Source organism: Coleofasciculus sp. (assembly GCF_046565525.1).
Lineage (GTDB): Bacteria > Cyanobacteriota > Cyanobacteriia > Cyanobacteriales > Coleofasciculaceae > Coleofasciculus.
In genome coordinates this window covers 16,457-40,061 of sequence record NZ_JBKHUP010000067.1, presented here as the reverse complement: position 1 = coordinate 40,061, position 23,605 = coordinate 16,457, and the positions used below count along the sequence as shown (strand labels likewise).

Here is a 23,605-nt window from a genome sequence, read left to right as displayed (position 1 = left end):
CTTGGGGTTTGGGGAGTTAACCCAGACAAAGCAGGAGCTCTCAGTCTTGGGAAAAAGATTTAATCGCCAACCTCAGCACTTATTGATGTTGCTAAGGCATAATGGTGAGTAGAAGTTAACGTGGGTTAACTCCCGCCCAATGTGTTCAAACCTGCCCGCCGGGAAAAACATTCACTTGTTGACACCAATACTTTACTCCTTGTTCTATGCTGCAATCCCAGTTCCCTGACCACTCATTTACAAGCTGGAGTTCCCCGGAAATTGACTCGGTTAGTACAAACAGTCATTCAAGCAACGTCGTACCGATGGTGATTGAACAGTCTGGCGTAGGGGAACGGGCGTTTGATATTTACTCGCGGCTACTGCGGGAGCGGATTGTGTTTCTGGGAACAAGAATCAATGATGTGGTGGCTGACTCGATCATTGCCCAGCTCCTGTATTTAGAAGCCGAAGATCCAACCAAGGATATCCAAATTTACATTCACTCCCCCGGCGGACCTATTCTCGGATTAGGGGGAGTGATTGCTGGGATGGCAATTTATGACACAATGCAACAGATTCGTCCCGATATTGTCACAATATGTTTTGGTGCGGCGACAGATATGGGCGTGATTCTGCTAACGGGAGGAACACCCGGAAAACGCATGTCCCTGCCCAATGCACGGATCATGATCAGCCAACCCCTAGGCGGCGCCCAAGGACAAGCCGTTGACATCGAAATCCAAGCCAAGGAAATTTTATATCATAAAAATCAGCTCAATGAGCTAATGGCGTATCATACAGGTCAACCTTACGAAAGAATCGCCACGGACACTGAGCGCGACTTTTTTCTGTCAGCAGCGGAAGCCAAAGAGTATGGTTTAGTTGACCAAGTTATCTCGCGAGAGAATCTCAAGAGCGACGCCACCGTCACTTCTATTAAGTAAGAGGCTCCTTATGTCTAAATACGACTCCCATCTAAAATGTTCATTTTGTGGCAAGTCTCAAGAGCAGGTTCGCAAGTTAATTGCTGGACCGGGAGTCTACATTTGCGACGAATGTGTAGATTTGTGTAACGAAATTTTAGATGAGGAGTTGCTCGATTCCAGCGCTCCGGCTCCCCAGCAAGTTCCTCGCTCGGAACCCCCACAAAAACGTCGCACTCGCACATCAGCTTTGTCACTGAATCAGATTCCTAAACCTCGGGAACTGAAAAAGTATCTTGATGAACATGTCATCGGTCAGGATGATGCTAAAAAAGTCCTCTCTGTAGCTGTTTATAACCACTACAAGCGCCTAAGTTTTCTCGAAGCCAAGGCAAAGGGTAAAGCTGGGGTAGACGATGCGGTGGAACTGCAAAAGTCTAATATTCTGCTCCTCGGACCCACTGGTTGTGGTAAAACATTACTGGCTCAAACCTTAGCGTCTGTACTCGATGTCCCCTTTGCTGTCGCCGATGCAACAACGCTGACGGAAGCCGGTTATGTGGGTGAAGATGTGGAGAACATCTTACTGCGGCTGTTGCAGGTGGCGGATTTGGATGTTGAAGAAGCGCAACGGGGAATTATTTATATCGATGAAATCGATAAAATTGCCCGCAAGAGCGAAAATCCTTCGATTACGCGGGATGTTTCTGGGGAAGGGGTTCAGCAAGCTTTACTGAAGATGCTAGAGGGAACCGTTGCCAACGTGCCACCTCAGGGCGGACGTAAGCATCCCTATCAAGACTGCATTCAGATTGACACAGGCAATATATTATTTATCTGTGGTGGTGCCTTTGTCGGCTTAGAGAAGGTGATTGAACAGCGTTTAGGGAAGCGCTCAATCGGCTTTATTCAACCGGGAGAAGGTCACTCGAAAGAAAAACGTGCGGCGGATTTACTGCGACATTTAGAACCCGATGACTTGGTGAAGTTCGGGATGATTCCGGAATTTATCGGTCGTATCCCGATCGCGGCTGTGGTTGATCCTTTGGATGAAGAAGCTCTGATCGCGATTTTGACTCAGCCGCGCAATGCTCTGGTGAAGCAATATCAGAAATTATTGAAGATGGATAACGTGCAGCTTGGGTTTACTGAAGACTCGCTGCGAGCCATTGCTCAGGAAGCGTATCGGCGAAAAACGGGAGCGCGAGCGCTTCGGGGTATTGTGGAAGAGTTGATGCTAGAGGTAATGTACGAATTACCCTCGCGTAAAGATGTGACTCGCTGTACGATTACCCGGGAAATGGTGGAGAAACGTTCGACAGCCGAACTGCTGGTGCATCCGTCATCCCTACCCAAGCCGGAATCGGCATAAACTTATCAGTGGTGGTATCAAAACGAATTAAGAATGCCTCTAGTTAACGTTCGCGGCGTCGATCATTACTATGAGTGGATTGGTGCGTCTCAGTCGTTGGATGATAAGCCTGTAATGGTTTTCATTCATGGGTGGGGCGGTTCGGCTCGGTATTGGCAAAGTACGGCTGAGGCGCTGTCGGATCAGTTTAATTGTTTGCTTTACGATTTGCGCGGATTCGGGCGATCGCGGCTTCCTCTAGAACCAGTCGGGTTACTCTATGAAATGGAGGACTATGCCCAAGATTTGGCCGCGTTGTTAGAGAAGCTCGCTCTCAAGCGCGTCTATATTAATGCTCATTCTATGGGCGCATCCGTGGCGACGATGTTTCTCAACCGCTATCCGGAGCAAGTGGAACGGGCAATTTTAACTTGTAGCGGTATTTTTGAATACGAGGAAAAATCCTTTGCCGCTTTTCACAAATTTGGCGGTTATGTGGTAAGGTATCGCCCACGCTGGTTTTTACGCATTCCCTTTGCTGGGGCGTTATTTATGGCGCGATTTTTACATCGTCCTCTACCGGGAACGGTGAGTCGGGCATTTTTGGAAGATTTTATCATGGCGGATTATGATGCCGCCTTGGGGACGATGTTAACGTCGGTGAGTAAGTATGCGGCGGAGGTAATGCCATCGGAATTTGCCCAGTTAACAGTACCGACGCTATTAGTGGCGGGGGAATATGATCAAATTATTCCCTCTGCCTTAGGACAACGGGCAGCCGCTTTGAGTGACAAGGTGGAGTATTGGGAAATTCCAAATACGGCTCATTTCCCGATGTTGGAAGCCCCGGATGTTTATCTCAAAGGGGTGCGGCAATTTTTAAAGGGTGATCAAGAGATAAAAATTTGACAATACGCGATGTAAAAATTGTTGTAGAGACGTTCCGGCGGAACGTCTCTATTATTAGGTGCGGTCAAAATATCAATAAACGTAACGTTACTTTACGCCATCAATAAGAGTGAGTTATGAGAATATAGGGCTTTATGAAGAGCGGGTTTTTCAGGGAAATGAGCGGATTATCTCGCCAATGCTGCCAGATTTGGAGTTAATGACTGAGATGGTGCTGAATGCGGGAGGATGAGATGAGGAATTGCTGTGATCAATATTGCTATAAATCCAGCTTGTATCGGTCGGTTGATTGGCTAATTCATTCTGGCATCTCTCTTATTTGATTCTTCGATAAATTTAGTTGTCTCAGCCTCGATATAAAAGTGTTTTTGGCAATACTTTCTGGTATCTCTCTTATCTGATTGTTCGATAAATATAGCTCTTTCAGGCTCAGCAGGGAAGTACTTTGAATAATACATTCTGGTATCTCTCTTATCTGATTGTTTGATAAAATAAGCCACCACCGGTTAGTGAGTTTGGTAATAAATTCTGGTATCTCTCTTATCTGATTGTTCGATAAAATAAGCCATTCTAGGTTAGCGAGTTTGGCAATAGTTTCCGGTATTTCCCTTATTGTTGGCTAAATTCAGCGATCGCAGATTCGTGAGTTGGGAAATTCCTGCGGGAATCTCTGTTAGGTGACTATTGGCTAAATTCAGCGATCGCAGATTAGTAAGGTGAGCAATTTCATCAGGAATTTTGGTAATACGTTTGTTTGACAAATTTAGTTCCGTTATTCCCTGGTGGATAGCTTGAGTAATAATTTTGAGTAATTCTGCACGAGTTAGTCCGCCCACTGTATCAATTAATACATTATTCTGTTCATATTCTTCTTGGTTAGTCATGCTGTTATAACATCAGTATTACCCGTGAAACCCTCGTTCTATCTAGTTTATTTCTGGCATCTGCCTCAAATTAGATAATACCCCTTGGAGCCTCTCCTTTTCTAGATATTGGTATACTACCCACAGGCATGAGCCACGTTTTGACCTGAATTGACCTAGGCACATTGATATGGAAACACTGGTAAGAAGCTTAAATAGCATTGTTGTAAATATCTGCCAATTGCTGGCACTTTTTGTGATTTCCATTGGTATTATCAAAGCCTTATTTATTTTTCTCAAGCACAATCTGATCAATTTTCAATCCGCCACAGCGTTCCAAGAAAGTCGCCTGCAAATGGGTTACTCATTCTCCTTGGGATTAGGCTTTCTCATCGGTGCGAGTATCCTGAAAACAACGATCGCGCCGAAATGGAATGATATTGGACAGCTAGCGGCGATTATCGCGATCCGAACTGTACTAAACTATCTATTGCTACAAGCGATAACCAACAGTTCCGAACCCATGGAAAAGTCCCCAGACAGCCAGGATGCAGACAACTCAAAGCTAGTCAGTTCAGTTGATCGCTGATACTTTACCAACCATCTCCCGATGATGGGCTTCCAGAAGATTGGACACATCGGGACCACTGGGGATAATTCCGCCGGGATTCAGCGGAAACAAATTCCCATAATAATCTCGCTTAACACTCTCCAAATCACAGGTATCCGCAACCCCCGGAAGCTGATACAAATCGCGCAGGTAAGGACCTATGTTTTGATAGTCTTTAATCCGGCGACGGTTGCACTTAAAAAGTCCATAGTAAACAATATCAAAACGGAATAGGGTTGTAAATAGACGCACATCTGCCAACGTCACTCTATCCCCACACAAATAGCGATTCGTTTCTAATACCGCATCAATTTCATTGAGTGTGGTAAACAGTTCATCACAGGCTTGATCATAAGCTTCTTGAGATTGGGCAAAACCGCAGCGATAAACCCCATTATTGACCCTGTGGTAAATCTTATCATTCCACTCAGCGATCGCGGACTTCAGATCCTCTGGATACAAGTCAAGTACGGAATTTTGGGGAAACTGATTAAACTGAGAGTTGAGCATAACAATAATCTCTGCACTCTCATTATTAACAATCGTCTTTGTCTGTTTATCCCACAAGACTGGCACCGTCGAACGCCCACTGTAACCGGATTGGGCTAACTGGTATAATTCGGGCAAGGTGTGACAGCCTGCTTCGGGTTTCTCAAACACCCAGATTCCCTGATCTGAAGAGGGCGAGACAATCGATACTCCGATAACCTCATCCAATCCCTTCAGCGCCCTAACAACAAGCGTCCGATGCGCCCAAGGACATCCAAGTCCCACAAACAGAGTATAACGTTTTGGGGCTGGTGGATAGGGATTTCCGGCGTCTGTACCAATCGTCTGTCTAAACTGACTCTCTGGGCGAATGTATTCTCCCTTTTTGCTGGGTGGTGCCAGTTTGGACATCATAATCTGCCACATTGTCGTCCAGACAAACTTGCCCAACCGAATAATCACGGTTGACGGGAGAGATTTTCCTTTAGGTTTCCAAGAAGACGTTGCCATGAGTAGAGGATTGAGCTTTATCCTTACTTTATCGAATAGCGGTGATTAACAGCGATCGCACCCAGGAATGATAGTCTAGCTACTGTTGGGTTTTCCTGCTGATACCAACTTGCAGTCAAAGAGGTAATCTGTCATGGTTCGCCAAACCCAGTGTAGCGAAGTATCTCGGAGATTCTTCCCTTCGCTGAGAATGACACGAACGCAACTTGGGATGATTACCCAACACAAAAGCACACCAGACAAACGTTAGATATGGCTAACATCACCATCCAATCCGCCACTGAACTTGACAACGGCTGGTCTTATCAGGTGAAACTAGAAAACAGTCGCGAGTATAACTACGACGTTACTCTAAGTCAGTCAGACTATAATCAATGGTCTCAATGTAAAGTGTCACCTGAACGATTAGTCGAGGCGGCGTTTGAATTCCTACTGGAACGTGAACCCGCCTCGTCTATTATGTCAAAATTTGATTGTTCCGTAATCCGCCGCTATTTTCCAGAAGTGGATAGCGAGTTACCGAAGAAACTTTAACGGTTAAAACTCAGGCTATTCATCATCTGGTCTAACACTTTTTTGTTGCGTTGATAGCGTTGACCTTGCCTATCATAAGTCGTCCCAATCAGATGTCTATAATCTCTGTTTAATTAATTCTAGCATTAATTTACTCTCCAACCCGTTTCAGCGCTTCTTGATAGAGCGATTGGCTGAGGCGAAATTTACCTTGATTTTGTAAGGCGTCTAGTTGTTCCTTTAGAGTTATAATCAAACCCTGTTGTTTCGCCCAAATTAGAATTCCCACCGTACCTAATACAGGTAAACCCATTTGCCGCGCTACTCGCCGTGCGTTCTTCTCATCTAGTAAAATAGTGTCTACAGGGTTTTCAGCAAAAAGAGCGATCGCTTCAGCTTCCCCTTCATCCAGTTCTATCCTTAACAGCGATATTACAGACGTGTTTGTCACTTGACGAATAGTCAGCCATGATGCTGAAGCCAAATCCTGTGCGCCGGGTTGTCCTTTTCCAGTTTCGACAACTTCTCTCCAAACGGCTTGAGGGAGAAACACACCATCAGGAAATCGCTGGTGCAACAGAGAAAGCTGCCCAATTGTACTTAGGGCAATTAAAATTGAAGAATTGGTAACGGCTCTCAACCCAAAGACTCCAGTGTTTCAAGGTCTGCTTCCAATTCTTCTAGATCATAGCTCCGTTCAATCCCTTCTTGACCTAACAACTCGTGAAATTGCCATTTAGTCATTTGTGCGAGTTCCCGGGCTTTGCCGAAGGATAGTATTCCCTTTTGGTATAATCGGATAGCGAGTTCCTGGCGCAGACGGGGAAGGCGTTCGGTTGGTGGTACTCGCAACGCTTCGGCAAGGTTATCGGGAATTTCTAGAGTTAGTTTGGTCATGGTAATTATCTAATTTTGACATTTTGCATTAATTCTACCTATACTATAAGGAATACTGCATAGATACCCGTAATTATAACATGGAATTCAGTAATTTTAATTCCTTTGATCCCCTCAAGGTTAAACTTACTACTGGTACAGAGGCTCAAGCCAATGCACTAAGAAGAGAAATTGAAAATATTTTGAAATCTTACGTCGGTTGGTATGACCCCTTTTGTGAAGCAATTCAAAATGCTATAGATTCTGTTTAAAAGCGCAGTAAACTCGGCGAAGACAATTATCAGCCTTCGGTCTGGATTATCATTAACATACAGCATTATAAGATAACTTCTCTTTTAGACAAAAATAACTTAGATCTTCGGCAGTATCATGGTGTTACGCACACTATAACTAGCTTAAGTACAGGACAGTTAGAGATGGAACTCATAGTTCTTGAAGAATTAATACACTATCTAAATGCTCCTGATGAAACACAAAAACAACAAGTTAATAAATATGAAGATGAATATTAATTTCCAAAAATAATTACACTTTCAGGAAAACAATTGAGACAATTACATTTAACAATTGCCACTTCATACAAGTCTAGGCATTGTGATACTCATTGCTGACTCTGAATCAGTACCAAGGAAGGTTGACAAAGCGGTAACGATCATCTTTCACAAGGTTTATAAGTATTTCTACTCAGAACCTATAAGGATTTCTGATAAAGCCTCTGGGGTTAATCGTGTAAAAATGAAGAAAAAATAAATCTTTTAATAAATCTTGCTGATACAGGAGTCAACATCAATGGTAGTACTCACCGATCGCACCCAGAAGCGATTAACCATGCAGACGGGCGAAATCGCGCCAGATACAACGGCTATCCGTTCCCTAGACTGGGATCGCGATCGCTTCGATATTGAGTTTGGACTGCAAAACGGCACCACCTATAACTCGTTCCTGATTCGGGGTGAGAAAATTGCCCTGGTGGATACATCCCATGAAAAGTTTCGTGAACTTTACTTAGATACCCTCAAGGGACTCATTGAACCCAGCCAGATTGATTATCTGATTATTAGCCACACCGAACCCGATCATAGTGGCTTAGTCAAGGATATGGTGCAACTTGCGCCAGAGATTACCGTCGTTGGGTCAAAAGTTGCCATTCAATTCTTGGAAGACTTGGTGCATCAACCCTTCAAACGGCAAATTGTGAAAAACGGCGACCAACTGGACTTAGGGAAAGGGCATGTGTTGGAATTTGTCAATGCCCCCAACCTGCATTGGCCCGACACCATCTTTAGCTACGATGCCGGAACCCAAGTCATGTTTACCTGTGATGCTTTTGGGATGCATTACTGTTCTGATAGCACCTACGACGAAGACATGAGTGCCATAGAAGCAGACTTCCGCTTCTACTACGACTGCTTAATGGCACCCAATGCCCGTTCCGTTCTCTCCGCCCTGAAACGGATGGATAAACTCCCAGAAGTAACCACCGTCGCCACGGGTCATGGTCCCTTGTTATCTCATCATGTCACCGAATGGTTGGATCGGTATCGGCGCTGGAGTCAAGCCCAGGCAAAAGCAGAAACCTCTGTGGTAGTCTTTTACGTATCCGATTACGGATATAGCGATCGCCTCTCCCAAGCCATTGCCCGAGGCATCACCAAAACAGGGGTGGGTGTGGAAATGATGGACTTAAAATCGGCTGATCCGCAAGAAGTCCAGGAAACCGTGAGTCGCGCCGGGGGAATGGCGATCGCGATGCCTCCCGCCTCCAATAAAGCCGCCACCGCCGCTGTGAGTACCATCCTCGCTGCCGTAAAATCAAAGCAAGTCGTGGGTATCTTTGAATCTTATGGGGGGGATGACGAACCCATTGACCCCCTGCTGAGTCAATTCCGCAACCTGGGACTCAAAGAAGGATTTGCCGCGATTCGGGTCAAAGAAACCCCAACCGAAGCCATCTATCAACTCTGCGAAGAAGCCGGAACCGATATGGGGCAACTCCTCACCCGCGATCGCGAAATTAAGCAACGTAAATCCCTGGATAGTGATCTCGACAAAGCCCTAGGACGGATCAGCGGCGGACTCTATATTATTACCGCCCAAAAAGGTGACATTAAGAGTGCCATGTTAGCCTCCTGGGTATCCCAAGCCAGCTTCAAACCCCTCGGCTTAACCATCGCCGTCGCTAAAGATCGGGCGATTGAGTCGTTAATGCAAGTTAGCGATCGCTTTGTGCTGAATATTCTAGAAGAGGGCAATTATCAGGCATTAATGAAGCACTTCCTCAAGCGGTTTCCCCCTGGTGCCGATCGGTTTGAAGGGGTGAAGACGCAAACAGCGACGAATGGATCGCCAATTCTCACTGATGCGTTGGCTTATGTGGAATGTAAGGTCGAAAGTCGGATGGAGTTGAGTGACCATTGGATTGTATATGCCTCCGTTGACGCTGGACGAGTGTCTAAGGCGGATGCGTTGACGGCGGTTCATCATCGCAAAGTGGGGAATTACTATTAAAACGCAGAGGTTCGCAGAGGTCAACGCAGAGGGGCGCAGAGGATGACTGAGAATGAGGTGTCGGGGAAGATCATTGGGTTGGCGATGAAGGTACACACGGCGTTGGGACCGGGTTTATTGGAGTCAGCTTATGAAGCCTGTTTGAGGTATGAACTGAACAAGGCTGGCTTAAACTTTGAACCTCAGAAACCATTACCGTTAGTCTATGAAGAGATTCGTCTTGAATGTGGATATCGAGTTGATCTCCTCGTCGAAAACAAAGTCATGGTTGAACTCAAAGCCGTTGACGCCCTGCATCCCATCCACACCGCCCAACTCCTAACCTACCTCAAACTCTCCCACCATAAACTCGGACTCCTAATCAACTTCAACGTCATCCATCTCAAAGACGGCATCAAACGAGTCGTCAATCACCTCTAACCCCCTCTGCGAACCTCTGCGCTTCCCTCTGCGCCCCTCTGCGTTAAAAAAAACCATTCACCCCAAACTAAACCATGAACTCTCCTACCCCTCGCGACGTTCAAGTCCTCCCCATCGCCTCCGACACCACTGTTCTCCGTTCCCGGACGTGGGATAGACTCAAATTTGAAATCGAATATGCCCTGCAACGCGGCACCACCGCCAATTCCTATCTGATTCAAGCGGATAGAATCGCCCTGATTGACCCTCCGGGCGAATCGTTCACCGAAATCTTTTTAACGGAACTGCAACGCCGGATTGACCCCAAACAAATCGATTATGTGATTCTTGGTCACGTTAATCCTAACCGAGGCGTTACCCTAAAAGCCTTACTCAAACTCGCCCCCCAGATTCAATTTGTCTGTTCCAATCCTGGTGCGATCGCGCTGCGTGGTATCTTAGATGCACCGGATTTAAAAATAACTGTGGTACGGGGGGATGAAACCCTGGATTTAGGCAAGGGTCATCATCTGCAATTTATCCCCACTCCCAACTCTCGTTGGCCCGATGCCCTTTGTACCTACGACCCCCATACAGAAGTTCTCTTTACCGATAAGTTATTTGGTGCTCATCTATGTGGTGATCAAGTATTAGATGAAGGTTGGACAACGATTAGCGAACACCGCCGCTATTATTTCGATTGCGTCATGGCACCCCATGCGCGACAGGTGGAAAAGGCGCTGGATAAGGTCGAGGAGGTGCAAGCAAGGCTGTATGCTACAGGTCATGGGCAATTGGTACGCTATAGCTTAATTCCCCTGACCCAATCCTATCGCCAGTGGTGTGAGAGGCAAAAAACCCAAGACATCACCGTCGCTCTGTTGTATGCTTCAGCTTATGGGAATACCGGTACCGTTGCCCAGGCGATCGCACGGGGGATGACTAAAGCTGGGGTTGGTGTAGAATCGATTAACTGCGAAATCGCTGACCCGGAAGAAATTCGCACCGCCGTGGAAAAGGCGGAGGGGTTTGTTATGGGTTCTCCTACTTTAGGGGGTCATGCACCCACCCAGATTCAAACGGCTTTGGGGATTGTCTTATCCACGGCGACGAAAACTAAACTGGCGGGTGTTTTTGGGTCTTTTGGCTGGAGTGGTGAAGCGATTGACTTAATTGAAAATAAGTTTAAGGATGCGGGGTATCAGTTTGGCTTTGAGACGATTCGGGTTAAATTTAAGCCCACTGAAGCCACACTGAAATACGCGGAAGAAGCGGGAACAGATTTTGCCCAAGCCTTGAAGAAAGCAAAGAAATCCCGTACTTCTCGCCAACCCGTCAGTGATGCCCAAGTTGCCCGCACAGAACAGGCTGTGGGGCGGTTAATTGGGTCACTTTGTATTATTACGGCGAAGCAGGGAGAACTGACGGGGGCGATGTTGGCAGATTGGATTTCCCAAGCCACGTTTACTCCACCGGGTTTAACGATAGCGGTGGCGAAAGACCGGGCGATTGAGTCGTTAATGTATCAGGGTGATCAATTTGTGGTGAATATTCTGGAGGAAGGGAAGCATTTGGGGTTAATGAAGCATTTCCTCAAACCCTTTGCCCCAGGGGAAGACCGATTTGCGGGGGTGGCGACGGAGACGGGTGAAAATGGTTGTCCGATTCTTAGCGATGCTTTGGCTTATGTGGAATGTACGGTGGATAATCGGATGGAATGTGGGGATCATTGGTTGGTTTATGGGGTGGTGACGAATGGCAAGGTGTTATCGGATGGGGTAACGGCTGTGCATCATCGGAAGTCGGGGACACATTATTAGTACAAGGTGATGGGGGGATGGGGTATTTTTTTAACGCAGAGGAACGCAGAGGGAAAGCGCAGAGGAACGCAGAGGGGGTTAGCGGTTGAGATGCAAGTTTTATCGGTATGGAGAAGATAAAGTTGGGTTGATAATTGAGAGGCGTTCAGGAGGAATGCCTCTATGTTTTACTTGCCACGAATGGCTATTACTGGACATATCCTAGAGGATGGCGGTTGGGTCAATGTCAAGATAGAGGTTAAGGCTATGGGATAGGAGACTGATGGGATGGAATTGATTAGCGGGTTAGGAGGGTTTGTTTTTGTCGCCGCCCTATCGGGGATTATTGGGAATAAGGCGGATTTGGGGTTAGATACTTTAATCAGGATGATGAATCGCCTGAAACCTGGAGAGACGCCGACGATACAAAGGGCGGTGGGGCGGGCGTTTTTGTTGGCGCAGCAAAGTTTGGTGGAAGACTGTCGGAGTGAATTGATTGGTGAGAATAAAAGTATCTGGGATTGTCCACCTCAGTACAAAAATGAGGTAAGTTGGCTAGACCACAAGTTAAACCAGCTAAAGGCGGATTTGCAGAAGCTGGAAAAAGGGGAATTTAACGAATTAGCGGCGACACCTGTAGCGGATATTGACTCCCTGTTAACCTCAGATGGGGCGTTGGTTGGGGATACGGTTCAGGTGGTACGTCAGCAACTTAAGGTAATTTTACAGCAGGAGCATGCGATCGCACTTTACCAAACCAAGGCTGTAACTCCCCAAGATGGCTTGTTTGAACGGATGTGTGCCTGTTTTGCAGTGGAGATGCAGCAGAATCCGGTACTGCGGGAGATGATTCAGGGACAATTGCTAACTCAGATTAATGCTAATTTGAAACGCCAGCAGGTGACGGTTGAGGATATCGAAACGTCTCTGACAAATCTAGGACGAGATATGGGCGAAATTAAAGGTTGGTTAGAACGCATCCATAACCAGTTATCTACACATCCGGCGGTTCCGCTTCAGTTTCAATCCCTAATTGCGGAGAAGACAGAAGGATTTATCGGGCGCGAGTTTGTATTTCGGGCGATTCAGGACTTCTTACAGCAGCAGCCCAATGGTTATTTTATTATTGAAGCTGATCCCGGTGTGGGCAAAAGTGCCATATTAGCCGAATATGTGCGACAGACCGGATGTGTGGCATACTTTAATGTGCGATCGCAAGGCATCAATCGCGCTGATGATTTCCTCAAGAGTGTTTGCCGTCAGTTAATTGAACGCTATCAGTTACGCTATGATTTGCCCTTGCATCCAGAAAATACCCGCGATGGCAATTTTTTAGCACGACTGTTAACCGAAATTGCCCCTCACCATTCCCCCGTCGTGATTGCGGTGGATGCGTTGGATGAGGTGGAGATGAAGAGTCAGACGGATGGGGCGAATGTTCTCTATCTTCCCCAGTCTTTGCCCAATGGCGTTTATTTTATCTTGACAAAACGCCAGACTGATGTTTCCTTAACGGTGAATAAGCCCTACCTGTTCAAGTTAATGGAGTATGGGGCAGAAAGTTTACAAGACGTACAGCGTTATATTGAGCAACAGGTAAAGAAAAAGCCCTCGTTACACCAGTGGGTAGAGAATCAGGGACAAGACACAGCCACCTTTATCACCACTCTGGCACAAAAGAGCGATCGCAACTTCATGTATTTGCGCTATGTCTTAGAAGATATCGAGTCTGGCGCGTATCAGGATTTAAATCTTGCTAACTTACCCCAAGGTTTACAGCAATATTATTACCAGCATTGGCAACGCATGGGGATGAAGGATAAACCGTTACCGCGAACTAAGATTAAAATCGTCTATGTTTTAGCGGAAGCCCGGAAACCCGTATCATCCTCACTGATTTCCCAATTTGCGAAGGAAGATGAATTAACCGTGCAGGAAGTTTTGGATGATTGGGATCAATTTTTACGGGAGGAACAGATTGAAGGACAAACCCGCTACAGTATTTATCATGCCAGTTTTCAGGATTTTCTCCATCGTAAGGAGATAGTTAAAAAGGCGGGGATAACGATTCGAGATATTAATACCTTAATTGCCGATAATTTAGCCGAGGAATTGGGATTGTAATTGAACGTAGGGGCGCACTGATGTGCGCTAAAGCCAGTAGGGTGGGCATTGCCCACCTTACCCCTATCAATAGGATTTGAATCCTCAAATTGCATAAATTATATTTTGAGTAATAATTCCCACCTCACCCCTATCTGAGTTATTACCAGTACAACCAAATTACAGATTATACAATTGAATTTTTTAGGAGACACAGCAATCATGACCATCACATCCCAAAAAATGACGCTTGAGGAGTATCTTAACTATAACGACAGGACAGATACTCAGTATGAACTGGTTAATGGGGAATTAATCGTTATGCCACCAGAGAGCGATTTAAATCAGCGCATTGTCATGTTTTTACTGAGCCATTTTCTCCAACAAGGAATTCCCTCCTATCGCTTGCGAATTGGGGCGGAAATTGTGGTGAGTGGTTCACGAGCAACAACGCGCTTACCCGATTTAATGGTACTTTCTGAGGAACTGGCAACGGCGTTAGAGGGGGCAAGTCGGTCTACAATAATTATTGATATGCCCCCGCCTCAGTTAGTGGTTGAGGTGGTGTCACCGGGACGAGAAAATTCAGACCGAGATTATCGGTACAAACGTTCTGAATATGCAGCGCGGGGGATTGCTGAATATTGGATTGTTGACCCACTACAACAACGGGTTACAGTATTGGAGTGGGTAGAAGGGCTTTATGAGGAGAGGGTTTTTCAGGGTAATCAGCAGATTATCTCACCGATGCTACCGGATTTTGATTTAACGAGTGAGAGAGTGATTAATGCTGGAGGTTGATATTAACTCACCTGTTCAGTTTGTTATTATTGATCCATCAACTGTTGTTACTGGTTACGTCCTTTAACCTCTAGCTTGATGCCGCCAGGTACACCATTACGGCGTACTCTAACTGGTCATAGCGCAGTGGTAAATTCTGTAGCCGTGACACCAGATGGCAAACGAGTGGTTTCCGGTGCTGAGGATTACACTCTCAAAGTCTGGGATTTGGAGACTAGGAAGATTGTTGCCAGTTTTAAGGGAGATGGTGAGTTACTTGCTTGTGCTGTTGCACCTGATGGGATCACAATTGTTGCAGGTGAGGCATCAGGGCGGCTACATTTTCTGCGGTTAGAAAATAGCAACGCATTTGGTAGCGAATGTAACGGATAAGTCAAATTTGAGCGATCGCCTGATTGCAGATTAGATCAGCCAAACAAAGATTATCAAACACCGTCTCTTTACCTGCCGATCGCGGTATAATATATTCAAACTAAACAGTCGTGGCAGTAATGTTACAAAGAAATGATCAGGCTGAATTAAACATTACCACCTAATAGTTGTTCAGCCGTAAGTTCGAGGCGAGGAAATATCCCCGATTGAATCAAATCGCTGCAAACAAACTCCACCGCGTCATACCAACCTTCGACTAACGTGAGAACCGTGACTTTAGCATTTAGAGGATCAACAATCCAATATTCAGGAATATCTAAAACGCTATATTCGGCTCGTTTTGCACGATAGTCGGTGCTTTTCGTTGATTCGCTGACGACTTCAACAACGAGTAGAGGTGGGGGTTCATTTAATTCAATAACGGCTTCGCGATTTTGCAGGTTACGCCACTGTTCTAGAGGAATCACAACGACATCGGGAATACGAACGGTATCCCATCTACCAGCGCGGGGAGAACGCACACCGACGACTCCAGCCAAGGCTGTCCATTCTTGTCCTACTTGAGCGCATTGGTTATCAAAGGTGCGTTCCAAGAATTTTAAAATGGCTCCATGTTTTCCAGTACCCAAGCTCATCGGGACTAGCTCTCCATTAACCAGTTCATAGCAAGTGTCTGTCCCGTCGTCATACTTCAAGTATTCTTCAAGAGTCAGGCGGTTGGTGGTTGTCAGCATGGCAGGTTGGGGAAGAGTATATCAAGTGGCGGTCAACTATAACAACTAGAGCAGTGGGCAAATAACTGGGGACAAGAGACGTTGCATGCAACGTCTCTACTAAATTCTGATGCTGCTATTGAACAGACCCCAACTAGATTGCTTGCAATTAGTTGGGGATTCTCCCCTGCTGTTACCACGAAGAGCCGCTGTTCTCGGTGGACATCAGGAACTTTTGCCTTTATGCCCCTCCTCGCCATTTCTGAATCGGAGTTAAGACTGAAAAGCCATAAAAACGCACTCTTATTTTTACCCAGTAGATGCGTTATTGTAACAAATAATCTCTACTGGAACCCCCTAATCTTAAGTTTTCTAGGTTCTGTAGGTCGTGCCGAACAAATAAATGCCGCCGTACCTGTCGGAATTATACCAAAATTGTTAGTGTTTCGCTTTCCCCCACCTAAATCTTGCGATTTTAGATGGGGACTGCGCTCAACTTTTGTTCAAATTTAGATGGTAATCGCTGTACCATCAAACTTGGTCAGTGAGAAACAGCCATCCTCGTTATAGGTCAGCTTTTGCTCCTGCAAAATCCCGATCGCGATCGCTTCTCCCAATTTTATCGATTCTGTGTAGTCTGTACGCCAGTGTACACCTGCCATATTGCGACCAATGGAAATATTTGCCGCTACCTTATTCAATTCCCCGCCTACAGTGAGAACCTCTGTACCAGGTCCACTATAAGGCATGTAACAAACCAATTCAGTCCCATCCTCATTCGGCACCACTGGGTTGGGAATCTGATAGGACTCATCAAACCACGCCTTCAATATCGTTACACAAGCCCCCGCTACTGTCGCATGTCCTGCACCATAAGCAGGATGAGTCGGTGATCCTTCCGGAAACACTTGCGGTAGCAGATAAGTACCATTCTTATCAAACATCGCTTTAAGTGCCTGAGAATTGAGAATCTCTGGATGAATCGGATACTCCGCCTGTCCCGTCATAAGATTGTGAATCAGTCCACCAAAGGCTTCAGGGCGCAGCCGCCGATGTACAAACCATTTTTGATACCAAACTGCTTTTAAGGCTCGCGTCGCCACTTCTGTGACTAAACTGAGGATATGCGGTCCCCCATAAGTCCCAAATCCATCCTGATTCTCTGACGAAAGATATGGATTCCCCCGATCAAACGGTGCCTTCATATCCAACAAAATCAAACAAGCATTCAAATAGGCTTGATAGAGCGCATCAAAATGCACATAATTGCCTAAATCCCGCATATTCCGGATATAGCGTGGCACTTTGTCAAATTTATCCTGACCACTGAAATCAAAGCCATTTTGCACCGCCAACCACGTTTTGGAATCGGTCATAAAGTCTTTATTGGGAACAACCGTCCGTTGGCGTTGGCTAATTGTCTGGGTGCCATATTGGATATCTTTGAGCAAAAATTGCGAGATAAAAGGACCCACCACATCTCCTGGCGTAGACCCTCGGAAAATCACATCCGGTGTCACCTTCCCATCTTCTTTCGGTCCCCGGAAATCTGAGCAGTTTGATAGTTCTGCGGCAGCTTTTTCAATGTCACCGTTATCGTTAAAGTCGGTAAAATTTACATCTCGTAACAGCGCCATCCAGTAAAGTTCTATGGCTTCACAAGCATTTTCTGCACCATCAATACGGGGAGCTGGGCGAATCGCCAATGACTGAGCGTCGGGTCCTTCTAAATCAAAGGCTAACCCGGCTTGCGGATTGATAAACCGACGACAACCACGGGGTTTCTTTTTATCTTTCTCAGAACTCGATTCAGATAACTCTAATTTGCCGCGAGTACAGCCCCGTGGTATTGCCTCAAAATCGTCAGGATTTCCACTACACAAAGCTTTGAGTAAAATTCGGTAAGCTTTGGGGTCTACTTCTCCAAAATCATTATGGGGTAAACCTTTTGAATAATTAGCAATATAACTGAGTTCGTTATTAGCATTCCGGTAAGCCGACTCCTCAGCATTATTTAAATGGTCAGGATGGGGGCGCAAAAATGCAATTTCAGCCGCTTCTTCACGAACCTGGCGAGCTACGCTGCGACGGGAAAAGATTTTCTTCATATTAATCTATTCTTGGGACAATAAGCTTTATCCTTCAATAACAACGGCAACCTATCCGGACGATTTCCAGGTCTGATTCAACCTAAAATTTTCCAGCTAACCTTGATCGACCTTCGACACACGGACGACAAGTACGCGGTTGCTCAAGTAAGAAGATTAGACTAATAGTAGATGCTTAAATAACGAGCTGTCCATTACCCACATCTTTCTTTACAATTCTCATTGCACTTGCTCCCTGGAATTTTACCAGTGATAAGAGGGAAATGGGTAAAATGCCAGGATTACAGGTTACGAAAATGGGAGGCTACCTGATGCGATCGCTCACAAAAATGTGTATAACGATGTAGAGACGTTGCATGCAACGTCTCTACAATTGTCGAGGAAGACGGTTATCAGGGGATGGTATCATCCTGAAACCGAGGCGGCGGTAGCGGGTTGGTGTTGAATATCGCGTACCGAATCACCTAACTCGCGTACATAAGCGGCAAATTCGAGCAAAATGCCATCAGGATCAAAGAAATAAAACGAGGAAATAAAAGTTGTTTCGTCTACTTCAGGGACAAAACCCGATGGAACATCCGCATGGTGTAAAATTGGCGTCACCTTTACACCCTTAGTAATCGAATAGATTTGACGGTGAAATTGGGCGCACGCCATGCGCCCCTACAATGCTAATCCACCAATTAAGGTGTGCCACGCCACTACAGGTCTACAGGTGATTATTTTTTTGTGCGTTAGTGAAGCGATAACGATAAAGTTTGGATAGAGGATACTATCGCTGCTCGCTCCGCAACATGTTTAAACGCTTCTGGAACCTTCTTTTTCGAGTCATCATCCTGCTTCTGGGGTTGTGGCTAGCCTGGGATTTGCTGGCTCACCTAGTTGCGGAAATTTTATGGTTCATTGAGCTTGACTATTTATCGGCGTTCTGGTTACGCTTACTGACTCAGCTAGGGTTGTGGGCGTTTGTGGGTTGCTTATCCGCCGGATTTTTACTCAGTAACTTGTTTCTCGCCAATCGGCTAAAGTATCCCGCCGCTATCGCCAAGGAGATGGGTAACCCCACGAGGATACCTCCGGGGAATACTCAACTCAAGCCGACGATACCAATGACTCCTACACAAGACTCCACACCCTTCAACATTCAAAAGGGAGCCTTAGCGCTGAGGTTAGGATTACTTTTACCACTCGTGCTATGCCTCGACGTAATCGTGGGGGTAATGCTACTACATTACGGCGAAGTGGCTATCTCCCTTTGGCAAGCTGATTTTAATTTGCCCAGTGTAACGCCATCACTACCGCCCCCTTTTGATTGGAGTTCCATAGGAAATATAGTGCTACAGTTGCTGGCACAAATTATACAACTTATTGTCCTAGTAATCATTGTCATCGCATTGGTGATTAATTCTCAGTTCTGGTTAACGGCGATAGCTGTTGCTTTTTCAGTGGTTTTTGCCTTAGTGGTATCGGGACAATGGGGCAGGATTTTGCAGTATTTTCAGCCAACAGCCTTTAATGCTAATGAACCCCTCTTTGGCACGGATATTAGTTTCTATGTATTTAAACTTCCGGTGTGGCAACTGTTGGACTTTTGGTTGGGGGGATTATTTCTGTTCGGTTTAGTTGCCGCAACCTTAACCTATTTGGTATCTGGAGATAGCTTGTCTCAGGGGCGTTTTCCCGGATTTTCTGGTCATCAACTTTATCATTTACACGGATTGGGTTCCTTGGCGATGGCGACGGTGGCGTTTCATTATTGGCTATCGCGCTATGAACTGTTGTATTCCACTCGTGGCGTTACCTATGGTGCCAGCTATACAGATGTTAACGCGCAGTTACCTATTAATACAGGATTGAGTATTTTCGCCCTGGGGATTGCTCTATTTTTACTCCTTAGACCGATAATCGGTTTTAAGTTGTTGCACAAGAGTGGCTTGGGCACACTTTCCCTATTGGGATTGTATGTGATGATGGTCGCGATCGCAGGCTGGCTAATTCCGGCAACGGTGCAACGGTTTGGCGTGCAGCCGAATGAACTGGAACGGGAACGTCCCTATATTGAACGGAGTATCGCCCTGAGTCGAGCCGCCTTTGACCTTGATAGTATTAATGTGGAAATCTTTGACCCTGAAGGCGAACTCACCAGTGCTGATTTAGATGAAAACATTTTAACGATTCGCAATATCCGCCTCTGGGATGCTCGTCCCATCCTGCAAACTAATCGTCAGCTACAACGTATCCGCCTCTACTACGAATTTCCCGACGCTGATATTGACCGCTACAGGCTACCCTTAGAAGTCAGTGGTGTTCCCCCTTCTTTTGATGGAGAAGAAGGCGATGAATTAGAAGCAGAAGACACAGATACTTCTCTAACCGTACCCGCACCCAGTTTCACCCTTGAAAAGCAACAGGTGATTATTGCACCCAGGGAATTATCCTACGAATCCGTTCCCGAACAAGCCCAAACCTGGGTCAACCAACACTTAGTTTATACCCACGGCTATGGCTTTACCATGAGTCCCGTGAATCGGGTGGGTGATGGGGGATTACCTAACTATTTCGTTAAAGATATTGGCACTGGTGCTGATCCTGGTGTTGGTGGAGATTTATCCACCTCTAGTGAACTGATTCGCGAAAGTATTCCCATTGGGGCACCCCGAATTTACTACGGACAACTCACTGAAAATTATGTGATGACTCCCACCAATGTTCAGGAATTTGATTATCCCAGTGGTGAGGATAATGTTTACAATACCTACGATGGCGATGGTGGGGTCAGCATTGGTTCACTCTGGCGTCGGCTATTATTTGCTGAGTATCTCAAAGACTGGAAAATGCTGTTTACGGACAACTTTACGCCAGAAACTAAGGTATTATTCCGTCGCAACATCAACCAACGAATTCGCGCGATCGCACCGTTCTTGCACTATGATCGTGATCCGTATATCGTCACCGTTAATCCTCAGGGTGGGGAAACCGAAGCCGAACAAACCTATCTTTACTGGATTGTTGACGCCTACACCACCAGCGATCATTATCCCTATTCCGATCCTGGTGATAATGAGTTTAACTATATCCGCAACTCCGTGAAAGTCGTCATTGATGCCTATGACGGCAATGTTACATTCTATGTTGCCGACCCCGACGACCCAATTATTCAAACCTGGACAAAGATTTTTCCCACTTTATTTCAACCTCTAGATGCCATGCCTCCGGCGCTGCGGCGTCATATTCGCTATCCGGTAGACATCTTTACTGTTCAGTCTGAACGGTTACTCACTTATCACATGACTGACCCCCAAGTATTTTACAACCGGGAAGACCAATGGCGGATTCCCCAGGAGATTTACGGCAGGGAGTTGCAACCCCTGGACCCGTACTACCTGATTATGAAACTACCCACCGCCATCGATGAGGAGTTTATTCTCCTACATCCTTTTACACCTCAGGCACGTAATAATTTAATTGCTTGGTTAGCAGGGCGTTCGGATGGTGAGAATTATGGCAAGTTATTTTTATATCAGTTTCCCAAACAAGAACTGATTTACGGACCTGAACAAATTGAAGCCTTAATTAATCAAGATCCGGTAATTTCTCAGCAAATCTCACTGTGGAATCGTCAGGGTTCACGAGCAATTCAGGGGAATTTGTTAGTGATTCCGATTGAGCAATCGTTGCTTTATGTCGAACCGCTTTACCTAGAAGCCGAACGCAATAGCCTACCTATCTTAGCGCGGGTAATTGTTGTCTATGAAAATCGCATTGTCATGGCGGAAACGTTAGAAAAGGCGCTGCAGGGAATCTTTCAGCAACCGGAACAAGAACCCGCCCCTACGATTATCCGTCCCCTAGAGGAACCGCTTTTGCCGTTAGAGGGGGGGTAATATTTTTTCTATTATGTCTATGTCTCCTGTAGGGGCGAGTCGCTGAACTATCGTTACGGGGAAATCCATTAATTTACTCGACTCGCCCCAGTATCGTGAAAGGGGAAAAGATTAATTAGTTCCAGGAATCCTCATCGCTAGTTCACTCGGAAAGAAACGGTAACGTGGTGGGTTACGGCGGATATAAGATTGAAGGGTTTGTTTTCTCAATTAAGTACCGCCTAACCCACCCTACAGGTTAAGGTTAAATCAAGATTAAAACGTCAATGTAACTCGGATAGTGCCAACATAAATCGTATTATTATCATCATTGTGTTCTGGATTAGTAATCACAAAAACTCCTGGAGTAATCGCGATATCGTCATTAAGGGGAAAACGGTAAAATGCTTCTAGATGTAAAGCTGTATCCCGATCCTCAAAATCCGTACCCAGTTCATTATCAAGAATCTTCGGCGGTTGACCAATTATAATACCTGCCAAACTATCTTCTTTGCCAAAATCAGGCAAAGCTAACACCATTGCCCAGGTTAAAATATTAGCATTGGGTTGATCCGGTAAGTCCTTAGCCTGGGCTTGAATTAAACCAATTCGTCCGCCTAAAATAAATTCTGGATTGACTCGTATGGAGGCTTCAGCCGCGAAAGAATTAGCCATTACGTCTTCAGCATCGCGATTAAACGGATCACTGGTTAATTCGCTACCTGTTCCCGTATTAAAACTATTCGAGGAACGGGCATAAGTGAAACTTAAAGACGCGACTTCATGAGGTTGCCAGGTTAATTGCGCGATCGCAGCATAAGTATCATTGCCCAAAATCCCATTATCAGCTTCATTCGCATCGATCGCAACATACCCCAAGGCTAGATTAACAGACTCACCCAAGTCTTGAGAAATGCCAATTCCTGCCCCTTCTCCTTGACGGCGAATGGGATTCTCTCGCCCAAAGGTAGAAATGGAACCATCTCCACTCCCGCTAAATAGAGGATTGACGGTGGGGATTAAATCACCTAACCCAATCCCTACTGTACCCAAACTCACTTGGGTTTGGGGAGTGACTAAAAATCGGTACTCTAATTCATCAATTTCGACTTTATTGTCATCATTTCCATCAAACCCCAAATTCGCCATTTGTGTGCCTGTTGCGTCTTGAAATTCGGGAATAGAACGACCTTGTAAACGAATTTGTAGTCTATCTTTTCCGGTAAAACTCGTTTCTAATGTGAGGCGAACGCGATTGCCAAATGTAAGATTGTCGTCAATGGGTTCACCACTTCCATCGGCTCTTTCTGTACCCTGAACTCCACTGAGCGCAAAAATAACTTCTCCTTCTAATTCAGACGTGGTAGAAAATTGCTGAGATTCTAATTGAGTTGTGCTAGTTTCTAGGTTGTATAACCGTTCTGTAAGTGTGCTTAATTCTACAGCAAAATCCTGTTGTAACCGTTGCAGGGTTTCTAGATCATTTGCGGAAACTGAGTTTGTTGTACTGTTGACATTTTGTTGATAAATGTGATCTAGACAAGCCTTTAATCCAGCGGCAAATTCATAGCGAGTCAGGGCTTGATTCCCTCGATAGGTGTTATTGGGGTATCCGGTGACACAACCATAGCGATCAATGAGCGATCGCAACGCCTGAAATGCCCAATCATCAGCACTGACATCGGATAGCTCAGACACGGGTGTAATGGCGTTCATCCCCAGATTAGTGGGTTCCTCTATGATGGAACTATTGTGATTAATATCTGTTGGTAGAAACTCCTTGGCTAGAGTGGTATTTGTTCCCATCATAGGACAAAGTAAAACAGACATCACAAGCCCTAGTTTTTGAGATAAACGTTTTACAATCATCTTCCATTTAAAACTTAGCTAGA

22 protein-coding genes are annotated in these 23,605 nt (G+C 45.7%); 13 read left to right on the top strand and 9 right to left on the bottom strand.

Annotated elements, in window-relative coordinates:
* Positions 1–206 precede the first annotated feature (206 nt).
* Genes clpP through ACLGGO_RS22660 form a run of 3 tightly spaced genes read left to right on the top strand, consistent with a single transcriptional unit; the run spans position 207 to position 3,165 of the window.
* Complete coding sequence (gene clpP / locus ACLGGO_RS22670; protein WP_446338176.1) at positions 207–926, top strand: ATP-dependent Clp endopeptidase proteolytic subunit ClpP; 720 nt, start codon at positions 207–209, stop codon at positions 924–926.
* Positions 927–936: 10 nt separating this feature from the next.
* Positions 937–2,277 (top strand): ATP-dependent protease ATP-binding subunit ClpX, encoded by a 1,341-nt coding sequence (clpX, locus tag ACLGGO_RS22665; RefSeq protein WP_446338177.1) that lies wholly within the window; start codon positions 937–939, stop codon positions 2,275–2,277.
* A gap of 33 nt (positions 2,278–2,310) precedes the next feature.
* Positions 2,311–3,165, top strand: coding sequence for an alpha/beta fold hydrolase (locus tag ACLGGO_RS22660; RefSeq protein ID WP_446421004.1), 855 nt, complete (start codon positions 2,311–2,313; stop codon positions 3,163–3,165).
* A 298-nt stretch (positions 3,166–3,463) separates the two neighbouring features.
* On the opposite strand, the gene ACLGGO_RS22655 is transcribed toward ACLGGO_RS22660, so the two are convergent.
* Positions 3,464–3,757 (bottom strand): leucine-rich repeat domain-containing protein, encoded by a 294-nt coding sequence (locus ACLGGO_RS22655; RefSeq protein ID WP_446421009.1) that lies wholly within the window; start codon positions 3,755–3,757, stop codon positions 3,464–3,466.
* On the bottom strand, positions 3,741–4,049 hold the full coding sequence (locus ACLGGO_RS22650) for a leucine-rich repeat domain-containing protein (protein WP_446421003.1): 309 nt from the start codon (positions 4,047–4,049) through the stop codon (positions 3,741–3,743). Before ACLGGO_RS22650 ends, ACLGGO_RS22655 begins: the two co-directional genes overlap by 17 nt.
* A gap of 169 nt (positions 4,050–4,218) precedes the next feature.
* On the opposite strand from ACLGGO_RS22650, the gene ACLGGO_RS22645 reads away from it, so the two are divergent.
* Positions 4,219–4,617: a DUF1622 domain-containing protein gene (locus ACLGGO_RS22645; protein ID WP_446338181.1), complete on the top strand. Its 399-nt coding sequence runs from the start codon at positions 4,219–4,221 to the stop codon at positions 4,615–4,617.
* Here ACLGGO_RS22645 and ACLGGO_RS22640 read toward each other — a convergent pair.
* Positions 4,603–5,637, bottom strand: a complete 1,035-nt coding sequence (locus ACLGGO_RS22640) for a glutathione S-transferase family protein (protein ID WP_446421002.1) — start codon at positions 5,635–5,637, stop codon at positions 4,603–4,605. The genes ACLGGO_RS22645 and ACLGGO_RS22640 overlap by 15 nt on opposite strands.
* 252 nt (positions 5,638–5,889) lie before the next feature.
* Between ACLGGO_RS22640 and ACLGGO_RS22635 the strand changes: the two genes are divergently transcribed.
* Entirely contained in the window at positions 5,890–6,171 is a 282-nt protein-coding gene (locus ACLGGO_RS22635) for a hypothetical protein (protein WP_446421001.1), read from the top strand.
* A gap of 130 nt (positions 6,172–6,301) precedes the next feature.
* On the opposite strand, the gene ACLGGO_RS22630 is transcribed toward ACLGGO_RS22635, so the two are convergent.
* On the bottom strand, positions 6,302–6,790 hold the full coding sequence (locus tag ACLGGO_RS22630) for a DUF3368 domain-containing protein (RefSeq protein ID WP_446421000.1): 489 nt from the start codon (positions 6,788–6,790) through the stop codon (positions 6,302–6,304).
* The gene (locus ACLGGO_RS22625) at positions 6,787–7,047 is read right to left on the bottom strand and encodes a UPF0175 family protein (protein WP_446420999.1); all 261 of its coding nucleotides are present in this window, start codon (positions 7,045–7,047) and stop codon (positions 6,787–6,789) included. Before ACLGGO_RS22625 ends, ACLGGO_RS22630 begins: the two co-directional genes overlap by 4 nt.
* A gap of 80 nt (positions 7,048–7,127) precedes the next feature.
* Here ACLGGO_RS22625 and ACLGGO_RS22620 point away from each other — a divergent pair, with 80 nt between their 5' ends.
* The 7 genes from ACLGGO_RS22620 to ACLGGO_RS22590 all read left to right on the top strand — a co-directional run bounded on the left by ACLGGO_RS22620 (position 7,128) and on the right by ACLGGO_RS22590 (position 15,029).
* The gene (locus tag ACLGGO_RS22620) at positions 7,128–7,298 is read left to right on the top strand and encodes a hypothetical protein (protein ID WP_446420998.1); all 171 of its coding nucleotides are present in this window, start codon (positions 7,128–7,130) and stop codon (positions 7,296–7,298) included.
* 538 nt (positions 7,299–7,836) lie between these two features.
* Positions 7,837–9,555: a diflavin flavoprotein gene (locus tag ACLGGO_RS22615; RefSeq protein ID WP_446420997.1), complete on the top strand. Its 1,719-nt coding sequence runs from the start codon at positions 7,837–7,839 to the stop codon at positions 9,553–9,555.
* 42 nt (positions 9,556–9,597) lie between these two features.
* Positions 9,598–9,975, top strand: coding sequence for a GxxExxY protein (locus tag ACLGGO_RS22610; protein ID WP_446338188.1), 378 nt, complete (start codon positions 9,598–9,600; stop codon positions 9,973–9,975).
* A gap of 74 nt (positions 9,976–10,049) precedes the next feature.
* Entirely contained in the window at positions 10,050–11,774 is a 1,725-nt protein-coding gene (locus ACLGGO_RS22605; protein ID WP_446420996.1) for a diflavin flavoprotein, read from the top strand.
* A 267-nt stretch (positions 11,775–12,041) separates the two neighbouring features.
* Entirely contained in the window at positions 12,042–13,877 is a 1,836-nt protein-coding gene (locus ACLGGO_RS22600; protein WP_446420995.1) for a hypothetical protein, read from the top strand.
* A gap of 201 nt (positions 13,878–14,078) precedes the next feature.
* The gene (locus ACLGGO_RS22595) at positions 14,079–14,657 is read left to right on the top strand and encodes a Uma2 family endonuclease (protein WP_446420994.1); all 579 of its coding nucleotides are present in this window, start codon (positions 14,079–14,081) and stop codon (positions 14,655–14,657) included.
* A gap of 78 nt (positions 14,658–14,735) precedes the next feature.
* A complete protein-coding gene (locus ACLGGO_RS22590) occupies positions 14,736–15,029 on the top strand; it encodes a WD40 repeat domain-containing protein (protein WP_446420993.1) in 294 nt (97 codons plus the stop codon).
* A gap of 146 nt (positions 15,030–15,175) precedes the next feature.
* Here the strand turns inward: ACLGGO_RS22590 and ACLGGO_RS22585 are convergent, their stop codons facing one another.
* From ACLGGO_RS22585 to ACLGGO_RS22575, 3 genes are all read right to left on the bottom strand, one after another.
* Positions 15,176–15,763, bottom strand: coding sequence for a Uma2 family endonuclease (locus tag ACLGGO_RS22585; protein WP_446338193.1), 588 nt, complete (start codon positions 15,761–15,763; stop codon positions 15,176–15,178).
* A gap of 488 nt (positions 15,764–16,251) precedes the next feature.
* Positions 16,252–17,850 carry a vanadium-dependent haloperoxidase gene (locus ACLGGO_RS22580; RefSeq protein ID WP_446420992.1) on the bottom strand — a complete coding sequence of 533 codons (1,599 nt, stop codon included), beginning with the start codon at positions 17,848–17,850 and terminating at the stop codon, positions 16,252–16,254.
* 405 nt (positions 17,851–18,255) lie between these two features.
* Positions 18,256–18,507 (bottom strand): hypothetical protein, encoded by a 252-nt coding sequence (locus ACLGGO_RS22575; RefSeq protein ID WP_446420991.1) that lies wholly within the window; start codon positions 18,505–18,507, stop codon positions 18,256–18,258.
* Positions 18,508–18,644: 137 nt separating this feature from the next.
* Between ACLGGO_RS22575 and ACLGGO_RS22570 the strand changes: the two genes are divergently transcribed.
* A complete protein-coding gene (locus tag ACLGGO_RS22570; protein WP_446420990.1) occupies positions 18,645–21,734 on the top strand; it encodes a UPF0182 family protein in 3,090 nt (1,029 codons plus the stop codon).
* A gap of 255 nt (positions 21,735–21,989) precedes the next feature.
* Here ACLGGO_RS22570 and ACLGGO_RS22565 read toward each other — a convergent pair whose 3' ends face one another.
* Positions 21,990–23,582 (bottom strand): iron uptake porin, encoded by a 1,593-nt coding sequence (locus ACLGGO_RS22565; protein WP_446420989.1) that lies wholly within the window; start codon positions 23,580–23,582, stop codon positions 21,990–21,992.
* Positions 23,583–23,605 lie beyond the last annotated feature (23 nt).

Excerpts from the sequence above, each read along its gene's own strand:
- ACLGGO_RS22640 (WP_446421002.1), bottom strand. The coding sequence starts at position 5,637 with ATGGCAACGTCTTCTTGGAAACCTAAAGGAAAATCTCTCCCGTCAACC.
- clpP (WP_446338176.1), top strand. The coding sequence starts at position 207 with ATGCTGCAATCCCAGTTCCCTGACCACTCATTTACAAGCTGGAGTTCC.
- ACLGGO_RS22660 (WP_446421004.1), top strand. The coding sequence starts at position 2,311 with ATGCCTCTAGTTAACGTTCGCGGCGTCGATCATTACTATGAGTGGATT.
- ACLGGO_RS22590 (WP_446420993.1), top strand. The coding sequence starts at position 14,736 with ATGCCGCCAGGTACACCATTACGGCGTACTCTAACTGGTCATAGCGCA.
- ACLGGO_RS22635 (WP_446421001.1), top strand. The coding sequence starts at position 5,890 with ATGGCTAACATCACCATCCAATCCGCCACTGAACTTGACAACGGCTGG.
- ACLGGO_RS22645 (WP_446338181.1), top strand. The coding sequence starts at position 4,219 with ATGGAAACACTGGTAAGAAGCTTAAATAGCATTGTTGTAAATATCTGC.
- ACLGGO_RS22575 (WP_446420991.1), bottom strand. The coding sequence starts at position 18,507 with ATGGCGTGCGCCCAATTTCACCGTCAAATCTATTCGATTACTAAGGGT.
- ACLGGO_RS22585 (WP_446338193.1), bottom strand. The coding sequence starts at position 15,763 with ATGCTGACAACCACCAACCGCCTGACTCTTGAAGAATACTTGAAGTAT.
- ACLGGO_RS22625 (WP_446420999.1), bottom strand. The coding sequence starts at position 7,047 with ATGACCAAACTAACTCTAGAAATTCCCGATAACCTTGCCGAAGCGTTG.
- ACLGGO_RS22615 (WP_446420997.1), top strand. The coding sequence starts at position 7,837 with ATGGTAGTACTCACCGATCGCACCCAGAAGCGATTAACCATGCAGACG.
- ACLGGO_RS22610 (WP_446338188.1), top strand. The coding sequence starts at position 9,598 with ATGACTGAGAATGAGGTGTCGGGGAAGATCATTGGGTTGGCGATGAAG.
- ACLGGO_RS22600 (WP_446420995.1), top strand. The coding sequence starts at position 12,042 with ATGGAATTGATTAGCGGGTTAGGAGGGTTTGTTTTTGTCGCCGCCCTA.
- ACLGGO_RS22620 (WP_446420998.1), top strand. The coding sequence starts at position 7,128 with ATGGAATTCAGTAATTTTAATTCCTTTGATCCCCTCAAGGTTAAACTT.
- ACLGGO_RS22650 (WP_446421003.1), bottom strand. The coding sequence starts at position 4,049 with ATGACTAACCAAGAAGAATATGAACAGAATAATGTATTAATTGATACA.
- ACLGGO_RS22595 (WP_446420994.1), top strand. The coding sequence starts at position 14,079 with ATGACCATCACATCCCAAAAAATGACGCTTGAGGAGTATCTTAACTAT.
- ACLGGO_RS22570 (WP_446420990.1), top strand. The coding sequence starts at position 18,645 with ATGTTTAAACGCTTCTGGAACCTTCTTTTTCGAGTCATCATCCTGCTT.
- clpX (WP_446338177.1), top strand. The coding sequence starts at position 937 with ATGTCTAAATACGACTCCCATCTAAAATGTTCATTTTGTGGCAAGTCT.
- ACLGGO_RS22605 (WP_446420996.1), top strand. The coding sequence starts at position 10,050 with ATGAACTCTCCTACCCCTCGCGACGTTCAAGTCCTCCCCATCGCCTCC.
- ACLGGO_RS22565 (WP_446420989.1), bottom strand. The coding sequence starts at position 23,582 with ATGATTGTAAAACGTTTATCTCAAAAACTAGGGCTTGTGATGTCTGTT.
- ACLGGO_RS22580 (WP_446420992.1), bottom strand. The coding sequence starts at position 17,850 with ATGAAGAAAATCTTTTCCCGTCGCAGCGTAGCTCGCCAGGTTCGTGAA.